Origin of the sequence: Demequina sp., assembly GCA_024707205.1 — a bacterium.
In the GTDB taxonomy this organism is placed as follows: Bacteria; Actinomycetota; Actinomycetes; order Actinomycetales; family Demequinaceae; genus Demequina.
Window position 1 is genome coordinate 2217625 of the sequence record JANQAD010000001.1, and the last position, 15829, is coordinate 2233453.

Sequence of the window (15829 nt, forward strand, 5' to 3'; positions counted from 1 at the left end):
TGTCGCCGCTCCCGCCTAGACTCACCGCGTGACTACCGAGCTGTATTCCGCCCGCCACCTGTCCGTCCTCGAGGGGCTCGAGGCTGTGCGCAAACGCCCCGGCATGTACATCGGCACCACGGACTCGCGCGGGCTCATGCACTGCCTGTGGGAGATCATCGACAACTCGGTGGACGAGGCGCTCGGCGGCTTTGGCGCCGAGATCGAGATCATCCTGCATCCCGACGACTCGGTGGAGGTGCGCGACCACGGCCGCGGCATCCCCGTAGACGTGGAGCCCAAGACGGGTCTCACGGGCGTCGAGGTCGTCATGACCAAGCTGCACGCGGGCGGAAAGTTCGGCGGCGGCTCGTACGCCGCCTCTGGCGGCCTGCACGGCGTTGGCGCCTCGGTCGTCAACGCGCTGAGCGAGCGCCTCGACGTGTGGGTTGACCGCGGCGGCGCCACCCACCACATGGCCTTCCGCAGGGGTGAGCCGGGAGCGTTCGCCGATCCAGCGTCGGGCCCTATGCCCGACGCTGCCTTCCTCCGTTCGTCACGGGCAGTGAGCTCAAGACAGTAGGCAAGGTTGCGCGTGGGGTCACCGGCACGCGCACGCGGTACTGGGCGGACAGACAGATCTTCTCGAAGAACGCGGCGTTCCAGTACGACGAGCTGGTCACCAGGGCGCGGCAGACGGCGTTCCTGGTGCCCGGGCTGACGCTGGTGGTGCGGGACGAACGCGGCCCCGAGCGGGTGGAGGAGCGCTTCCACTATGAGGGTGGCTCGCGCGACTTCGTGGACTTCATCGCCCGCGACGCCGCGGTCACGGACACGTGGGAACTCACGGGCTCCGGCGAGTACACGGAGACCGTTCCGGTGCTCAAGGCGAACGGCCATCTAGTGTCCGAAGAGGTCCAACGGACCGCGCAGGTGGATGTGGCGCTTCGCTGGGGAACGGGCTACGAGACCGACGTGCGCTCGTTCGTCAACATCATCTCCACGCCTAAGGGCGGCACCCACCTCGCGGGCTTCGAGCAGGGGCTTGTGAAGGTGGTGCGCAAGACCATCGACGCCAACGCACGCCGCCTCAAGATCACCGCGAAGGACGGCGCGGAGCGCATCGAGAAGGACGACATCCTCGCCGGGTTGACGGCTGTCGTGACCGTGCGAATCGCCGAGCCGCAGTTCGAGGGCCAGACCAAAGAGGTGCTCGGCACGGGGCCGGTGCGGGCGATCGTCTCGCGAGTGGTGGAGACGGAACTGGGCGCGCTGCTGAACTCGACGAAGCGCGACACCAAGGCGCAGGCGTCGATCGTGCTCGAGAAGATCGTCAACGAGATGCGGGCTCGCGTGTCCGCGCGCAAGCAGAAGGAGATCTCGCGACGCAAGAACGCGCTCGAGACCTCGTCGCTCCCGGCGAAGCTCGCGGACTGCCGCTCCAACGATGTAGAGCAGTCCGAACTGTTCATCGTGGAGGGCGACTCCGCGCTCGGCACGGCCAAGCTGGCGCGGCGAAGCGACTTCCAGGCGCTGCTTCCCATCCGCGGCAAGATCCTCAACGTGCAGCGCGCGTCGCTCACCGACATGCTTCACAACGCCGAGTGCGCGGCGATCATCCAGGTCATCGGGGCAGGGTCCGGGCGCACGTTCGACCTCGACGCCGCTCGCTACGGCAAGGTCATCCTGATGACCGACGCGGACGTCGACGGCGCCCACATCCGCACGCTGCTGCTCACGCTGTTCTTCCGCTACATGCGGCCCCTGGTCGATGCCGGGCGCGTCTACGCGGCCGTGCCGCCGCTGCACAGGGTGGAGGTCATGGGTTCACCGCGAAAGGAGCGCGAGTACATCTACACGTACTCGGACCGCCAGCTCGAGGAGACTCTCTCCGGATTGCGCCGGAACGGCCGCAAGTTCAAGGACGACATCCAGCGCTACAAGGGCCTTGGCGAGATGGACGCCGATCAGCTCGCCGAGACCACCATGGATCCCGCGCATCGAACGCTGCGGCGGGTGACCTCCGCGGATGCGGAGCGTGCCGAGCGCGTCTTCGAGCTGCTCATGGGCAATGAGGTGGCCCCGCGCCGCGACTTCATCGTGGCGGGTGCCGCGAACCTCGACGTGAACCGCATCGACGCGTAGGCGCTCGCTAGGCTGAACGGCGTGTTCTACGCAGCCGTCTTTGGATTCATGCTGGTGCTTCCGGTTGCCAGCACCGCGATCGACCTGGCCAACGGGGGAGACGACGCCGTCATGGCGGTCATCGGCACCTGGTTCGTGTTTTGGGCCGTTGGCGCGCGACTGTTCACCGCAGGCATCCGCCAGGTGATCAAGCCGGGGCTCACCTCCGAGGGCATCCTCGGGATCGAGGGCAAGCAGGCGTGGCTGCTGGTCCGCGAGCTTGGCTTCGCCAACATTGGCATGGGTCTCATCGGCCTGCTGTCGCTGTGGAACGAGGGCTGGCGCCCGGCGGCCGCCTTGGCGGGCGGCATCTTCCTGCTCGCGGCCGGCATCTTCCACGCGCTTAAGAAGCATCGAGACCGCGAGGAGAACATCGCGATGGTCTCCGACATCGCAATCGGACTGCTCATGCTCGCTTACGTACTCTGGAACTGGCTGGCCTAGGACCCAAGCCAGCCCTGCCGTCGGGCCGAATGCGCAAGGATGGTGGCGTGACCGAGGAGCCGCCGCCAACCACCCGCGAACTCGAGGAAGCGCTCGAGCCGGTGCAGCTCATCGCGCAGTCAGGGGCGGTGGTGCGGACGGGCCTGCTCATGCTGGCGTCCGGAACCGCGAGCTATCGCGTGAAAGTGACGATGTCTGCTGTCGCGACGGCGCTCGGCATCGATCGTCCCAGGTATCACGTGTCGTTCACCGATATCGCGGCCACGAGCCACCGGGGCCGCATCTTCCGCACCGAGGTCGCCGAGAACCGCTCGTTCGCGGTCAACACCGACCGCATCGCCCGGCTCGATCGCTTCCGCAGGGACCTGCCGCCACGACTCACCGCCGCCGAGGTCCACGCCGCGCTCGACGAGATCGAGGCCGCGCCCGCGCTCTACCCGGGGCTCGCGAACGCCGCGGCCGCAGGGATCGCGTGTGCGGCCTTCGCGGTCCTCAATCACGCGCTGCCGTGGGAGGTGCTCGTGGTGTTCATCGCCGCGCTCCTGGGCCAGGCGGTGCGGCGCACGCTCGTGCACCGCCACTTCAACGCGTTCGGCTCTGTGTTGGTCGCCGCAGCCGTGGCGTCGCTCGCGTACCTGGGAGGCATCGCGCTCGTGAACGCGACCGGCGAGGGTCTCGAGACCCACGCGGCCGGCTACATCTCTTCCGTGCTGTTCCTGCTGCCAGGCTTCGCACTCATCACCGGTGCCCTCGACATGGCCAAGTTCGACCTCCGTGCCGGCATCGAGCGCATCGCCTACGGCACCATGCTCACGATGGCCGCCGGCGTGAGCGTGTGGGCGGTATCCCTCGCCGTGACCCTGGATACCGCCCCGCGGTCCGACGCTGGGCTCGCCATTGGCTGGCAGGTGACACTCTGGGCCGTGGCGAGCGGGGTAGGCGTGGCCGGGTTTGCGGTGATGTTCAACAGTCCGTGGCGGCTCGCGCTGACCGCAGGCGTGATCGGAATGGTGGCCAATACGGGGCGGCTGTGGGGGGTGGAGAGGGGCATGCCGGTGCAGGCGGCGACGGCCGTGGCGTGCCTGCTCGTGGGCTGCCTCGCGGCCTTCGCGGCCCGGGGCGGGCGCTGGCCGGTCATCACGCTTTCGGTGCCGTCGGTCTTGGTGATGATCCCGGGCGTGGCCGCCCACGAGGCACTCGTCGCGCTCAACCAGGGGGACTACACCGCCGCGACGGCGGGAATCCTCAAGGTGGTGCTCGTGGTGCTGTCGATCATGGTGGGGCTGGTTGCCGCGAAGCTTGTGACGGACAAGCGGTGGGCGTTCGGTAGGGAGTAGCGTCGGGCGCGGGGAGGCAATGGTGATTCCAACGGTGTTGCTCGTCGCGTTCATCGCGGCGTTCTTCGTGCCACAGACATGGCAATGGATGCTTGGCGCCGTGGTGGCGATCGGCATTGGGTGGGGAATCGTGATCGCGTTCCTCCCTGACGCTACGGTCGCGATCGTCGCCGGCGCGGCGCTGCTTGGTGCCGTCAACGCGACCGTGGGCCTCGGCCTCGGTCTATTGGTGCGGCGCCTCGTGATCCGCCGGCGCCGACCGGCTGACAGCTAGAGCGTGGTGCCTTCCTTGAGTGCGGCGCCCGCCTTGAGTTCCCACGCGAACTCAACACGCTGGTACCCGATGTGCGGGTAGTAGCTGGCGGCGTCGGGCGTGGATGACAGTTTGATGCGGCACTCGGGCCCAAGCTGCGCGCGCAGCAGCCGCTGCAGCTCAAGCCCTATGCCTCCACGCTGGCGCGTGGGGTCCACCGCGATCTCGCACACGTAGCAGTGCAGGTGGAAGTCCGTGATGGCGCGAAGAGCGCCCACGAGCGAGTCGCCGTCCCACGCGGTGACCATGAGCTGAGCGCCATCGATCGCCGCCTGAATGACGTCGGGCTTGTCGACGGGTCTGCGATGCGCCATGCCAGCGGCTTCGAGCAGCGCGATGTACTGCGCGGCTGTGGGCCGCTGCTCCATGGAGAACTGCAGCGTCACCCAAGCCCCAGGACAGGTGCGGCGAGAGGCGAACCCGAGCCATCCCGTCGGCCCGGCTCGGCGGGAAGGTCAACGGCCTGGCCAGCGCTCGAGGTTGCGCGAGAGGGCGCGGGCCCCACCCAGGCGTGCAAGAGGGTGTCCTCGCCCTTGAGGAAACGCTGCGCGCGGACGCCGCCCGTGGCGCGACCCTTGGAGGGGTACTCGCTGAACGGCGTCCACTTCGCGGAGCCGGGAGTGGTGCCAGGGAGAGCGTCAGCGGGACCGGCGATCGTGGCGACCACGGCGTCGTCGGGGGAGGTGACCACGCCGAAGAACACGACCCTGCCTCCGGGCGCGAGCTTGATTCCCGCGATGCCGCCACCGGCCCGGCCCTGGGGGCGCGCCGACGTCTGGGTCGCCTCAAAGTGGAGCAGGCTCGCGTCGTCCGCCACGAACACCAACTCCGCGCCATCCGGGGCGATACCGGCGCCGACGACCCGGTCGCCGTCCTTGAGGGAGATGACCTCCCACGCGTCCTTGGCGGGCACATCGCCAGGTGTGACGCGCTTGACGACGCCCTGAGCAGTCCCGAGCGCGATGGGTTCCGGCGAGTCCAGGGGCACGAGGGCAACGGGCTCCTCGCCACGCTCGAGCTGCACCAGCTCGGCGAGGGGAGAGCCGCCGCCGAGCGACGGCGGCTCGCTCGTGGGCGCGAGGGCTGGGACGTCGAGGAGCGACAGCCGCAGGATGCGGCCGGCGGAGGTGACCACGCCAACGTCGGAACGAGCGGACGACGCGACCACGGAACGCAGCACATCGTGCGCCGAGCGTCGCCCGTCGCGCGCGGGCTCCGTGTCGTCGTCGGTCCGGGCCACGAGGCCGGTCACCGACAGCAGCGCGAAGCACGGCGAGTCCTCGATCTCCATGGCGAGCGCAGGTGCCTTCGAAGAGGATCGCGCCCCAACGGCCGCGGTCACCGCGGAGCCGCCGTCGGCAAGGAGGATGGTCCGGCGCGGGGTGCCATGCGCCGCCGCGACCGCGTCCATCTCGCGCGCCACCACAAAGTTCAGGGCCTCGCGCGAGGCGAGGATGTCCTCGAGCTCCGCGATCTCCGCGAGCAGCTGAGCCTTCTCGTTCTCCAGTTCCAGCCGCGAGAAGCGGGTCAGGCGCCGCAGCCGCAGCTCGAGGATGTACTCGGCCTGGATCTCGCTGAGGTCGAACGCGGTCTGCAGGCGCTCGCGCGCCTCGGCCGCGTCCTCAGACGACCGGATGATCTGAATGACGTCGTCGATGTCGAGGATCGCGACCAACAGGCCATCTACCAGGTGCAACCGGTCGCGACGGGCCGCGAGCCGGAACACCGAGCGGCGGCGCACCACGTCCACGCGGTGGTCCACCCACACCTTCAGCAGCTCGCGCAGGCCCATGGTGCGCGGCTCGCCGTCAACGAGTGCAACGTTGTTGATCGAGAACGCCTCCTCGAGGGGGGTGAGCCGGTAGAGCTGCTCAAGCACAGCGTCGGGGTTGAAGCCGTTCTTGACCTCGATCACGAGGCGGAGCCCGTGGTGGCGGTCCGTGAGGTCCACGACCGCGCTCACGCCCTCGAGCTTCTTCGCGGAGACGGACTCCTTGATCTTCTCGATCACCTTCTCCGGCCCCACGCCGAACGGAAGCTCGGTGACCACCAGGCCCTCGCGTCGGGCCGTGACCTTCTCCACTCGCGCCGTAGCCCGCGTGACAAACCGCCCGCGGCCCGTCTCGTAGGCCTCGCGCACGCCCTCGAGACCGACGATCTTGCCTCCGGACGGCAGATCGGGTCCCGGCACAAAGCGCATCAGTTCATCAAGGCTGGCGCCTGGATTCGAGAGGAGGTGCCGCGCGGCGGAGATCACCTCAACCAGGTTGTGCGGCGCCATGTTGGTGGCCATGCCCACCGCGATGCCCGTGGCGCCGTTCACCAGCAGGTTGGGGATCGCAGAGGGCAGCACCGAGGGCTGCATGAGCTTGTTGTCGTAGTTCGGGACCAGGTCGACGACGTCCTCGTCGAGGTCCGCGATCATCGGCATCGCCGCTCCCGCGAGCCGCGCCTCCGTGTACCGGGACGCAGCAGGGCCGTCATCGAGAGAGCCGAAGTTGCCGTGACCGTCCACGAGCGGCAGCCGCAGCGAGAAGGACTGCGCCATGCGCACAAGCGCGTCGTAGATGGCCTGGTCGCCGTGCGGGTGCAGCTTGCCCATGACCTCGCCGACCACGCGCGAGGACTTCACGTACGGGCGGTCAGGGCGCAGGCCCATATCGCCCATCGTGTAGATGATCCGACGCTGCACGGGCTTGAGGCCGTCGCGGGCGTCGGGCAGTGCGCGGGCATAGATGACGGAATACGCGTACTCGAGGAACGACGTTTCCATCTCGGCGGCGACGTCGATGTCGACGATCTGGCCGTCACTCATGGGGCTCCTAAGGGGTCAAGACTCCCCGTATTCTCTCCCAGCGGCCCGACGCTGCGGCACAGGCGCGCTGTCGAAGTCGCCACAGCCTGCGGTGCAACGGGGCGGCGCATGAAACAATGGCGCGCATGCAAGGCACCCTCGAGCAGGCCGTCGCGACGGCAGGCTACTACCCGGCGCTCGTCTCCCACGTTCTGCGCACAGCGATCGGCGTGGAGGGCATTCGTGCGCACTTTGTGCACGCGGAGACCACCTTCGACGCGGACGAGGTGCGCCGGCACATGACGGTGCTCGTGATCACCGATCGCCGCCTCCTGCGGCTGCACGTCGACGACGGCGAGGGCCACGTTGATCAGTCGCTGCACGAGGCCTCTGCCACCGTGGAATCGGCGACGCTCGCCTCGATACAGAACATGGCGCTCACGCATGTTGTCCATCACCCTGAGAACTTCCGCGACGGTGACCTGCCGAGCGAACTGGTGCTTGCCGTCGGCTGGAGAATCCACTCGCGCATCGAGCTCGAGCCCGCGACGTGCGGCGACGAGACCTGCGAGGCCGATCACGGGTACTCGGGGGCGATCGTCGGGGACGACTCGCTCGTTCGCGTGAGCGTCATCTCCGACGGTGAGGACACCGTGCGCGCTCTCGTCGACTTCGCGGGGGTGCTGCAGGAGGTCATCGGGGCCCGTCCGTGACGGACCCCGCGCATCTGGCCGACGCGGGGCTGCTGGCCCCGGACCTCGATGGGGCGCACCTGGGGAGGCTGATTCCTGCCGCGCTCGAGGCCCTTGGCGTGGCGTTGCCGTCGCACAGCGGGCCGCCGGCACGCGAAGCCCTCGCCGTTCCGGATTCGCGCCACGTCATCGTGGTGCTCCTGGACGGTCTGGGCCACTTCCAGCTCGACGCGCGCAAGGGGCACGCTCCCTTCCTGCGCGGGGCGGAATCCGCGATTCTCAGCGCCGCCTTCCCCACGACGACCGCGACGTCTCTCGCATTGCTCGGCACCGGCAAGGCTGCCGGCCTCACGGGCATGACCGGCTACACGGTGCGCAATCCAGAGACGGGCGGCATCGCCAACCTCGTGAACTGGGAGGGAGCGCCCGATCCCCACGAGTGGCAGCGCGAGCCGCGCCTCATGGACGCCGCGACCGCGGCGGGCGTGCGGGTCACGACGCTCGGCAAGCCCAGGTTCGCTGGATCCGGCCTCACGAGAGCCGTGCTCGAGGGAGGTACGTTCGTTGGCGTCCACTCGCTGACCGAAGGCGTAGACGCCGCGATCGCTGCATCCGCCCAGCCCGGCATGACGTACCTGTACTGGAGCGAGATCGACGCCTCCGGACACGCGAAAGGCTGGCAGTCCGACGCTTGGGTCGCCGCTCTCGAGGAGGCCGACGGGCAGCTGGCTCGCCTCGCGCGCGGCATCGCCCCTGGTGCGACGATGGTCGTCACAGCGGACCACGGCATGGTCGACGTTGTGGGCGAGCCGCGCTGGGATGTGGCCGGCACGCCCGGGCTGGCGCAGGACGTGGAGGTCACGGCAGGAGAGCCTCGCGCCATTCACGTCCATACGGAGGCGGGCGCAGATCCGGCAGCGGTAGCGGCGCGCTGGGCGGATGTCCTCGGCGATCACGCGGTCGTCGGGACCCGCGACGAGTGGATCGCGGCGGGCGTCTTCGGCGAGGTCGCGCCCCACGTCGTGGAGCGCATCGGCGACGTCGTCGCGGCGATGACCGGCCGAGCAACGGTCGTGGATTCGCGGACGCAGACCCCTGCGTCGATGGCGCTCGTGGGAATGCACGGCTCTCTCACGGCCGATGAGCTCTACGTGCCGCTCCTCGTTATCGCGTAGCGGAGGGTAGCTCCGGGTCAGCCCTGGTCGTGCCGGGCGCCGAAGACGATCTCGTCCCAGCTCGGTACGGAGGCCCGGCCTTTGCGGGTGGGCTTCTCCAGTTCCTCGGTCGCGGGCTCGGTCGGCTCCGCGGCTGCCTCGGGCTCGGGGCGAAGCGCGGAACCTGCAGGATGGGGCATGGACTGGCCGAAGCCGACCTCCGCCGAGCGCTGGTTCGCCGGTCCAAAGCCCTCGAAGAGCTCGTCGTCGTGGTCGTCCTCTACGTCCGCCGGGGCCTCACGGCTACCGCGACGAGCGTCCAGGTCGTCGAGCAGCGCCTCCGTGGGGTCCACCTCGATCTCATCAACGGCGTCGGCCTCATCGGCGGTCTCGTCGACCTCAGCAACCGCCGGCATTGCGGGCCGAAGCTCCGGCAAGGGTGCCGAGTCGTCAGAAGCGGGCACCGCCGAGAGGTGGCGACGCGGGATGGGCACGTCGAGGAGCTCGGTCTCTGTGAGCCAGCGAGCCTCGTCGTCCTCGGCGGTCAGCGTGCGCGACGAGTGATCGAAGGTCCACTGGGCCCTCACGTTGCGCCCGCCGGCAGGGAAGTCCACGGCAACCTGCCAAGGCTCGTCGACCTCGCGCCATGCGTCCCACACGATGTCGCCCTGGTCAACGCCGCGCCCGGCGAGCCGGTCGATGACGAGTTCTCCGAGCACGGGCGCGCTCGGGTCCCTTCCGATGCGCGTGGTGCGCGCCAACTCGGCGACGTAGCTGCGCTCGGCGATGACGGGGGGCTCGAACTTCTCGAGGCTCTCGCGCGGCGCCCCCGTGAGTTCCGCAAGCTCGGCGGCCGTGAGGCCCGCCCTGATGCGCTGCTGGATCTCCTTGGGCGACAGCTGGCCGGTCCCGTCGTCCTGCGAGTCATACGCGGGCCGTGGGCGCGCATACCGGACCGCGTGCCGCAGCTCGTCCGTAATGGCGAGGGTGTACTGCTCGCCGCCGTCGGTCTCGACGACAATGTGCAGACCATCCTCGGCGGGGCCCACGAGGTTCACGCGCGTCATGCAGTCAGCGTGCCACGCTCGCTCGCTGTTCGCTCGTTACGGCACGCCGCGTGCACCAGGATGGGCATATGACCAACGATCCGGCCGAGCTGCTGCGAATGGCGCGCGAGTTGGCGCTCGAGGCGGGCCGCCTCATCGCGGATCGCCAGCGGGAAGCGCACATCACCGCCACGAAGTCTTCCGGCGTCGACATCGTGACGCAGGTGGATCTCGCGTCTGAGAGGCTGCTGCGCGAGCGCATCGCGGGACTCCGACCCGGCGACGGCATCCTCGGCGAGGAGGGGCAGGACGTCCCTGGCTCCTCGGGGATCACGTGGGTGATCGACCCCATCGACGGGACCGTCAACTATCTCTACGGCCTGCCGAGTTACGCGGTGTCCGTTGCGGCAGTCACTGGACCGGCACGCTCTCACGAGTGGACGACGCTCGCGGGAGCAGTATTCGACGGTTCCGGCAGGCTGTGGTCGGCTGGGCGCGGGCTTGGCGCGTGGCGCGACGGTGAGGCGCTGCACAAGGACGGCGCGCCGCCGCTCGCCGAGTCGCTCGTTGGCACCGGCTTCCAGTACGTGGCGCGGTCGCGGGCCGCTCAAGGGCAGTTCGTGGCGAAGATGCTGCCGCAGGTGCGAGACATTCGACGGCTTGGAGCTGCGGCCGTAGACCTCTGCCTGGTCGCAGCCGGTCACCTGGACGCGTACTACGAGCATGGGCTGCACGCGTGGGACTTCGCCGCCGGCTCGATCATCGCGAGCGAGGCGGGCGTGAAAGTGGCAGGTATCGACGGGGGAGCGCCGGACGAGCACCTGGTGATCGCCGCCCATCCTGCGGTCTGGAACGAGCTGCGGGACGCCCTGGAAACCGCCGGCGCCCGCGAGTTGCTCGCCGCCCCATAATCAGCGTCGGGCGAACACAACGCACGACACTGCGCACAAGGGGTAGCAAATCCGGCGCAGTTAAGGCAGAATGCGTTGGCCCCAGGGAACAAACCGGGCCCAAAGCGCATTGAACACTCACGCAACCAAGGTGAAGGGATTCACGCCGCATGGCAACGGATTACGACGCTCCTCGCAAGACGGACGACGAGATTTCAGCAGACTCCATCGAGGAGTTGAAGGCGCGCCGCGCCGACAAGTCGTCAGGTGTTGTTGACGAGGACGAGGCGGACGCCGCAGAGGGCTTCGAGCTGCCCGGCGCCGACCTCTCCGGCGAAGAGCTTTCCGTGCGCGTGCTTCCGCCGCAGCAGGACGAGTTCACGTGCATGTCTTGCTTCCTCGTGCACCACCGCAGCCAGCTGGCGACTTTCCGCAAGGACCAGCCCATCTGCTCGGAGTGCGCGGCATAGCCTCCATGGACCACGTCCAGGTGCTGATCAGCACCACCGAACCGGATGTTCCGGTTCCCACTTACGCACACCCCGGTGACGCGGGCGCGGACCTCACGACTCGCGTCGAGGTGACGCTTGCTCCGGGCGAGCGCGCCACGGTGCCTACGGGCGTGCGCATCGCGCTTCCCGCAGGCTACGTCGCGCTCGTTCACCCGCGTTCCGGCCTCGCCGCGAAGCAGGGCGTCACGATCGTGAACGCGCCCGGGACCGTTGACGCCGGGTACAGGGGCGAGATCTCGGTCACCCTGCTCAACACCGACGCCACGCACGCCGTGCACCTGGCCAAGGGCGACCGGATCGCCCAGTTGGTGATTCAGCGGGTCGAGCGCGCCGCGTTCGTTACTGTGGAGACATTGCCCGGCTCGCACAGGGGTGAGGGCGGGTTCGGATCGACGGGAGTTGGCGGCGCATGAGCGAGGAGCCCGACGCTGGGGCAGGTCCCGTAGACGACGGCTTGGGTGACGTGACCCTGGCGAGCGGCCCTTGGGACGCCTCCGAGGCGCCGGCGGACGCAGAGTTCATCGACTTCGGCGTGCTTAAGCTGCCCGCGCACCCCGGCATCAAGGCCCGCCTCGAGATCGACGCCGAGATCGGCGAGGTCGGCGCGGTCACCGTTCGCGTCGCTGACTGCGCCCTCCAGCTGCAGGTCATCGCGAAGCAGCGCGGCGTGAGCCAGTGGGTGGAGACGCGTCAGGCCCTGCTCGCCAATCTCCGCAAGCGACCCGGCCACCAGCAGGTGATCGAGGGGCGATACGGCACCGAGGTGATCGGTGTGCTCACCGGCCGCACCACGGAGGGCGTGCTCACCGATTCCACGATGCGCTTCCAGGGCATCGAGGGAGACACCTGGATGATTCGCGCCGTTTCTGCCGGTCCCTCCGTGACGCGCGACGACGTCGTGGCTCGCGTGGACGCATTCATCTCCGCGTGCGCGGTCGATCGCAGCGCCGTCGCGGGAGGCGCCGAGGCGCCCGCGGGCACGGTCCTGCCGCTGACTGCTCCCGAGGGTGCGATCGACGCCATCCTCGATGACGCGCGGGCCCAGCAGGAGGCCGAGGAGGCGTGACGTCCGCCATTCGGATCGCCGACGCGGTGCCGCGAGCGAGCGCCCAGGTGAGCGGTCGCGTAGTCGCCGTTCGCGTGGAGCCGTTCGACGCCGCTCCCACCTTCACCGTGCAACTCGATGACGGCTCCGGCCGCATCGATGCGGTGTTCATGGGACGCCGCTCGATCCCCGGCATCGAGCCGGGTGCCCGCCTCACGCTTGAGGGAACCGTGTGCGCCGCGCAGGCTCTCCCTCGCATGTTCAACCCGCGCTACGAGTTGCGCGCCTCCGCATGAGCGAGCCCCAGGCTCGCGCGGCGCGGATCCTCGGCGGGGAGTCCTTCTCCTTCGCCGATGCGATAGGCGGCTGGCGGGGGCTCATCGAGACCGCGCTGCCCGGCATCGTCTACGTGGTGGTCGTGACGATCACCAAGACGTGGATGGCGCCGACGATTGCGGCGCTCGCGGTGGTTGCGCTGCTGGTCATCGTCAGGCTCATCCAGCACGCACCCATCACCCAGGCGCTCGCTGGTGTCGTCGGGGTGCTCATCGGCGCGGTGTGGGCCTGGCGCACGGGGAATGCGACAGGGTTCTATGGGTGGGGCCTCATCACCAACGCCGCCTACCTTGTTGGGCTGCTTATCTCCATGGCCGTTCGGTGGCCGATCGCGGGCGTCGTCATGGGGCTCGTCCACGGCACGGGCTCCGCGTGGCGTACGGAGCCGGGCAGCATGCGCCGCGCGCAGCTGGGAACCGCAGTGCTCTCCGCGATGTTCGCCCTGCGGTTGGCCGTGCAGGTGCCGCTGTACCTCGCGGATCAGGCCGCGGTGCTGGGCACGATGAAGCTCGTGATGGGCACGCCGCTGTTCGCGTTGACGCTGTGGGTGGTGTGGCTGATCGTCAGGAACGTAGGACGGAAGCCAGAGCCTCAGGATCCGCCTCAGCAGCCATGACGAACAAGAGCTCGTCATGCGCCTCGATGGTGTCCTCGGGGCTGGGGGCGATGGTGCGATCGCCGCGAATGATGCACGTGAGCACCACATCGATGGGCCACTGAATGTCGCGCAGTAGCGCACCGACCTTGGGCGAGTCCGGCGGCAGCGTGACCTCGACGATCGACGCCCCCGACTGGTGGAACGTGAACACCTTGACGAGATCGCCGATCGCGACGGCCTCCTCCACCATGGCCGTCATGATGCGCGGCGTCGACACGGCGACGTCGACGCCCCACTGAGCGTCGTAGAGCCACTCGTTGCGGGGGTTGTTCACCCTGGCGACGGTTCTGGGGACGGCGAACTCCGTCTTCGCGAGGAACGAGATGACGAGATTGGCCTTGTCGTCGCCGGTAGCGGCGACCACCACGTCCATCTCCTCGATCCCCGCCTCGCGGAGCGCGGAGACCTCGCAGGCGTCCGCGAGCATCCACTCGGCCTCCGGCACCTGCGACACGCGCATCGAGGTGGGGGAGCTGTCGATCAGCAGCACCTCGTGACCGTGCTCAAGGAGGTCGCGCGCAATCGAGCGTCCCACGGAGCCGGCCCCAGCGATCATGACCTTCATGACGCCGCCTTCGGTGGCTTCGACAGGGCTCGCTCGACGTCCGAGCCACTCCCGCTCGGCACCATGGCGTGGATGTCGTCGCCGTCCTGGATGAGCGTGTCCGCGGTGGGAAGCAGCGCCTCGCCGAACCGCACCACGTACGCAACCCGGCAGTTCGTCGCGGACTCGAGCGCCGCGACCGGAGCGCCGATCCACCCATCGTTGAACTTGAGCCTGCGCATCGAGATGCCCGTTGACGTGTCCTCGAACTCCGCCCCAAGGTCGCCCGGGAGAAGCCGCGCCACGATCTGCTGGCTCGTCCACGGAACCGGAGCCACCGTCGGGATGCCAAGGCGACGGTAGACCTCTGCGCGGCCAGGATCCGCGATGCGGGCCACCACGTTCTCGACCCCATAGGTCTCTCGCACCACGCGGGCCGCGAGGATGTTCGAGTTGTCGCCGTCGGAGACCGCGGCGAACGCGAAGGCGTCTTCTACGCCAGCCGCCTGCAGAGTGTCGCGGTCAAATCCCACGCCCGTGATGCGAAGTCCCTGGAAACCGCTGGGTAGACGCCGGAACGCGTCGGCCACGAGGTCGATGATGGCCACCGTGTGACCGCGGGCCTCGAATTGCCCCGCGAGGGTTGCGCCCGTTCGGCCGCATCCCATGATCACGATGTGCACAAGGCCCCACGCTATACCCCTTCCACCTAGGATGGTGCGCTGTGCGGACGTTTCTGAAACGGCTCAAGACAGCGATTCTGGGGGCGCCAATCGCCACCGAGTCTGCGCGCCCCGTCGCGGTCCGCACGCGCGTCGCGGTAGCCGTATTCGGCATCGGGATGCTCTCGAGCGTCGCGTACGCGCCCGACGCCGTGATCGACGCCCTCCGCGGCGGCGGGCTCACCTCGGCCGTGCCGTGGATGGCCGCGGGCGTGGTCCTGCTCATGCTCCTGCTCGGCTTCGCCTACCGCGACAACGTCCGCCAGCGCCACGACGAGCGCGCCGACTACGGCCTCGTGCGCGAGAAGCTGGGGGCCACCGCCGGTCTCGTCACGGGTGCGGCGCTGCTCGTGGACTACCTCTTCACGGTTGCCGTCTCCGTGGCGGCGCTCGCCCAGTTCGCGGGATACATGCTGCCGATCTCCCAGCGGCAGGAGACGGCCGTCGGCCTGTTCGTGGTGCTGGTCATGACGCTCCTGTCGCTACGCGGGGTCCGGACGCGGGCCCGGCTCCTGGTGGTCGTCTCGGCGGCGTTCCTGCTGGTGATCGTGGGGTTGTTCGTCTCCGGCTCCGTGAGTGGCAAGGAGTTCCCCACGGCCGCGCCCGTGGAGCACGACTCGGCCTGGACCGTCATGATCGCGTTCGCGGGAGCGATCGCCGCGGGCTCCGTGATGATGACCGGCATCGAGTCGCTCGCCGCCTCCGGCCCATTCCACGAGGCCCCGCAGGGCGTGCGCGCCGGCCGCACGCTGCTCATCGCCGTGGCCGTATCCGCCGCCGCATTCTTCGCGGTCGCGTGGCTCGTGTGGCACTTCTCGATCTCGGGCTGGGTCGACGGGCCCGCCGTTCTCCAGGTCTCCGACGAGATCTTCTCGAACCGTTGGCCCACCTGGATCATCGCGGTCGCGAGCATCGCGATCCTGTACGCCGCAGCGTCGGCCGTTTTCCGACGCTTCGCCGGCCTCTCGTCGCTGCTGGCCTCAGACAGCTACCTTCCCCGCCAGCTGGCCATGCGCAACGACCGCCTCGTCTACCGCGGCGGCGTGCTCACCATCGCCATCGCGTCGGCAGTCGTCGTGCTCGCCGCCGAGGCGAACCTGCAGCAGCTCATTCACATGTACGTGATCGGCGTCTTCACCTCGATCGTGCTGAGCCAGGTCGCCATGGTGCGGCTGCTGA

Annotated in this window: 18 protein-coding genes and 1 pseudogene; 12 read left to right on the plus strand and 7 right to left on the minus strand. The window is 69.0% G+C overall.

Annotated elements, in window-relative coordinates; all coding sequences use genetic code 11:
• Positions 1-103: 103 nt before the first annotated feature.
• From NVV57_11375 to NVV57_11390, 4 genes and pseudogenes are all read left to right on the plus strand, one after another.
• Positions 104-2124: pseudogene (locus NVV57_11375) on the plus strand (type IIA DNA topoisomerase subunit B).
• A 21-nt stretch (positions 2125-2145) separates the two neighbouring features.
• The gene (locus NVV57_11380) at positions 2146-2607 is read left to right on the plus strand and encodes a hypothetical protein (GenBank protein ID MCR6713245.1); all 462 of its coding nucleotides are present in this window, start codon (positions 2146-2148) and stop codon (positions 2605-2607) included.
• Positions 2608-2654: 47 nt separating this feature from the next.
• On the plus strand, positions 2655-3944 hold the full coding sequence (locus NVV57_11385) for a threonine/serine exporter family protein (protein MCR6713246.1): 1290 nt from the start codon (positions 2655-2657) through the stop codon (positions 3942-3944).
• A gap of 19 nt (positions 3945-3963) precedes the next feature.
• A complete protein-coding gene (locus NVV57_11390) occupies positions 3964-4218 on the plus strand; it encodes a hypothetical protein (protein ID MCR6713247.1) in 255 nt (84 codons plus the stop codon).
• On the opposite strand, the gene NVV57_11395 is transcribed toward NVV57_11390, so the two are convergent.
• Both NVV57_11395 and NVV57_11400 read right to left on the minus strand, forming a co-directional pair.
• Positions 4215-4643, minus strand: coding sequence for a GNAT family N-acetyltransferase (locus NVV57_11395; protein ID MCR6713248.1), 429 nt, complete (start codon positions 4641-4643; stop codon positions 4215-4217). The two genes, NVV57_11390 and NVV57_11395, sit on opposite strands and share 4 nt — an antisense overlap.
• Positions 4640-7072: a DNA topoisomerase IV subunit A gene (locus NVV57_11400; GenBank protein ID MCR6713249.1), complete on the minus strand. Its 2433-nt coding sequence runs from the start codon at positions 7070-7072 to the stop codon at positions 4640-4642. Before NVV57_11400 ends, NVV57_11395 begins: the two co-directional genes overlap by 4 nt.
• Before the next feature lie 125 nt (positions 7073-7197).
• On the opposite strand from NVV57_11400, the gene NVV57_11405 reads away from it, so the two are divergent.
• Positions 7198-7764, plus strand: coding sequence for a DUF5998 family protein (locus tag NVV57_11405; protein ID MCR6713250.1), 567 nt, complete (start codon positions 7198-7200; stop codon positions 7762-7764).
• Positions 7761-8918 (plus strand): alkaline phosphatase family protein, encoded by a 1158-nt coding sequence (locus tag NVV57_11410; protein MCR6713251.1) that lies wholly within the window; start codon positions 7761-7763, stop codon positions 8916-8918. Before NVV57_11405 ends, NVV57_11410 begins: the two co-directional genes overlap by 4 nt.
• A gap of 17 nt (positions 8919-8935) precedes the next feature.
• Here NVV57_11410 and sepH read toward each other — a convergent pair whose 3' ends face one another.
• Complete coding sequence (gene sepH, locus NVV57_11415) at positions 8936-9964, minus strand: septation protein SepH (GenBank protein ID MCR6713252.1); 1029 nt, start codon at positions 9962-9964, stop codon at positions 8936-8938.
• A 68-nt stretch (positions 9965-10032) separates the two neighbouring features.
• Between sepH and NVV57_11420 the strand changes: the two genes are divergently transcribed.
• From NVV57_11420 to NVV57_11445, 6 genes are all read left to right on the plus strand, one after another.
• Positions 10033-10854: an inositol monophosphatase gene (locus tag NVV57_11420; protein MCR6713253.1), complete on the plus strand. Its 822-nt coding sequence runs from the start codon at positions 10033-10035 to the stop codon at positions 10852-10854.
• 149 nt (positions 10855-11003) lie between these two features.
• Positions 11004-11303: a DUF4193 domain-containing protein gene (locus NVV57_11425; protein ID MCR6713254.1), complete on the plus strand. Its 300-nt coding sequence runs from the start codon at positions 11004-11006 to the stop codon at positions 11301-11303.
• A 5-nt stretch (positions 11304-11308) separates the two neighbouring features.
• Entirely contained in the window at positions 11309-11758 is a 450-nt protein-coding gene (gene dut, locus NVV57_11430; protein MCR6713255.1) for a dUTP diphosphatase, read from the plus strand.
• Entirely contained in the window at positions 11755-12411 is a 657-nt protein-coding gene (locus tag NVV57_11435) for a DUF3710 domain-containing protein (protein ID MCR6713256.1), read from the plus strand. Before dut ends, NVV57_11435 begins: the two co-directional genes overlap by 4 nt.
• On the plus strand, positions 12408-12686 hold the full coding sequence (locus NVV57_11440; protein ID MCR6713257.1) for an OB-fold nucleic acid binding domain-containing protein: 279 nt from the start codon (positions 12408-12410) through the stop codon (positions 12684-12686). Before NVV57_11435 ends, NVV57_11440 begins: the two co-directional genes overlap by 4 nt.
• Complete coding sequence (locus NVV57_11445) at positions 12683-13342, plus strand: DUF3159 domain-containing protein (protein MCR6713258.1); 660 nt, start codon at positions 12683-12685, stop codon at positions 13340-13342. The genes NVV57_11440 and NVV57_11445 overlap by 4 nt, the downstream gene beginning before the upstream one ends.
• Here the strand turns inward: NVV57_11445 and NVV57_11450 are convergent.
• The 4 genes from NVV57_11450 to NVV57_11465 form a co-directional block, all read right to left on the minus strand.
• Positions 13290-13949, minus strand: coding sequence for a TrkA family potassium uptake protein (locus NVV57_11450; GenBank protein ID MCR6713259.1), 660 nt, complete (start codon positions 13947-13949; stop codon positions 13290-13292). The genes NVV57_11445 and NVV57_11450 overlap by 53 nt on opposite strands.
• Positions 13946-14611, minus strand: a complete 666-nt coding sequence (locus NVV57_11455) for a TrkA family potassium uptake protein (protein MCR6713260.1) — start codon at positions 14609-14611, stop codon at positions 13946-13948. Before NVV57_11455 ends, NVV57_11450 begins: the two co-directional genes overlap by 4 nt.
• A gap of 394 nt (positions 14612-15005) precedes the next feature.
• Positions 15006-15563 carry a hypothetical protein gene (locus NVV57_11460; protein ID MCR6713261.1) on the minus strand — a complete coding sequence of 186 codons (558 nt, stop codon included), beginning with the start codon at positions 15561-15563 and terminating at the stop codon, positions 15006-15008.
• A gap of 67 nt (positions 15564-15630) precedes the next feature.
• Positions 15631-15765, minus strand: a complete 135-nt coding sequence (locus NVV57_11465; protein ID MCR6713262.1) for a hypothetical protein — start codon at positions 15763-15765, stop codon at positions 15631-15633.
• Positions 15766-15829 lie beyond the last annotated feature (64 nt).

Excerpts from the sequence above, each read along its gene's own strand:
- NVV57_11425 (MCR6713254.1), top strand. The coding sequence starts at position 11,004 with ATGGCAACGGATTACGACGCTCCTCGCAAGACGGACGACGAGATTTCA.
- NVV57_11445 (MCR6713258.1), top strand. The coding sequence starts at position 12,683 with ATGAGCGAGCCCCAGGCTCGCGCGGCGCGGATCCTCGGCGGGGAGTCC.
- NVV57_11460 (MCR6713261.1), bottom strand. The coding sequence starts at position 15,563 with ATGCTCGCGACCGCGATGATCCAGGTGGGCCAACGGTTCGAGAAGATC.
- NVV57_11405 (MCR6713250.1), top strand. The coding sequence starts at position 7,198 with ATGCAAGGCACCCTCGAGCAGGCCGTCGCGACGGCAGGCTACTACCCG.
- NVV57_11420 (MCR6713253.1), top strand. The coding sequence starts at position 10,033 with ATGACCAACGATCCGGCCGAGCTGCTGCGAATGGCGCGCGAGTTGGCG.
- sepH (MCR6713252.1), bottom strand. The coding sequence starts at position 9,964 with ATGACGCGCGTGAACCTCGTGGGCCCCGCCGAGGATGGTCTGCACATT.
- NVV57_11450 (MCR6713259.1), bottom strand. The coding sequence starts at position 13,949 with ATGAAGGTCATGATCGCTGGGGCCGGCTCCGTGGGACGCTCGATTGCG.
- NVV57_11390 (MCR6713247.1), top strand. The coding sequence starts at position 3,964 with ATGGTGATTCCAACGGTGTTGCTCGTCGCGTTCATCGCGGCGTTCTTC.
- NVV57_11400 (MCR6713249.1), bottom strand. The coding sequence starts at position 7,072 with ATGAGTGACGGCCAGATCGTCGACATCGACGTCGCCGCCGAGATGGAA.
- NVV57_11435 (MCR6713256.1), top strand. The coding sequence starts at position 11,755 with ATGAGCGAGGAGCCCGACGCTGGGGCAGGTCCCGTAGACGACGGCTTG.
- dut (MCR6713255.1), top strand. The coding sequence starts at position 11,309 with ATGGACCACGTCCAGGTGCTGATCAGCACCACCGAACCGGATGTTCCG.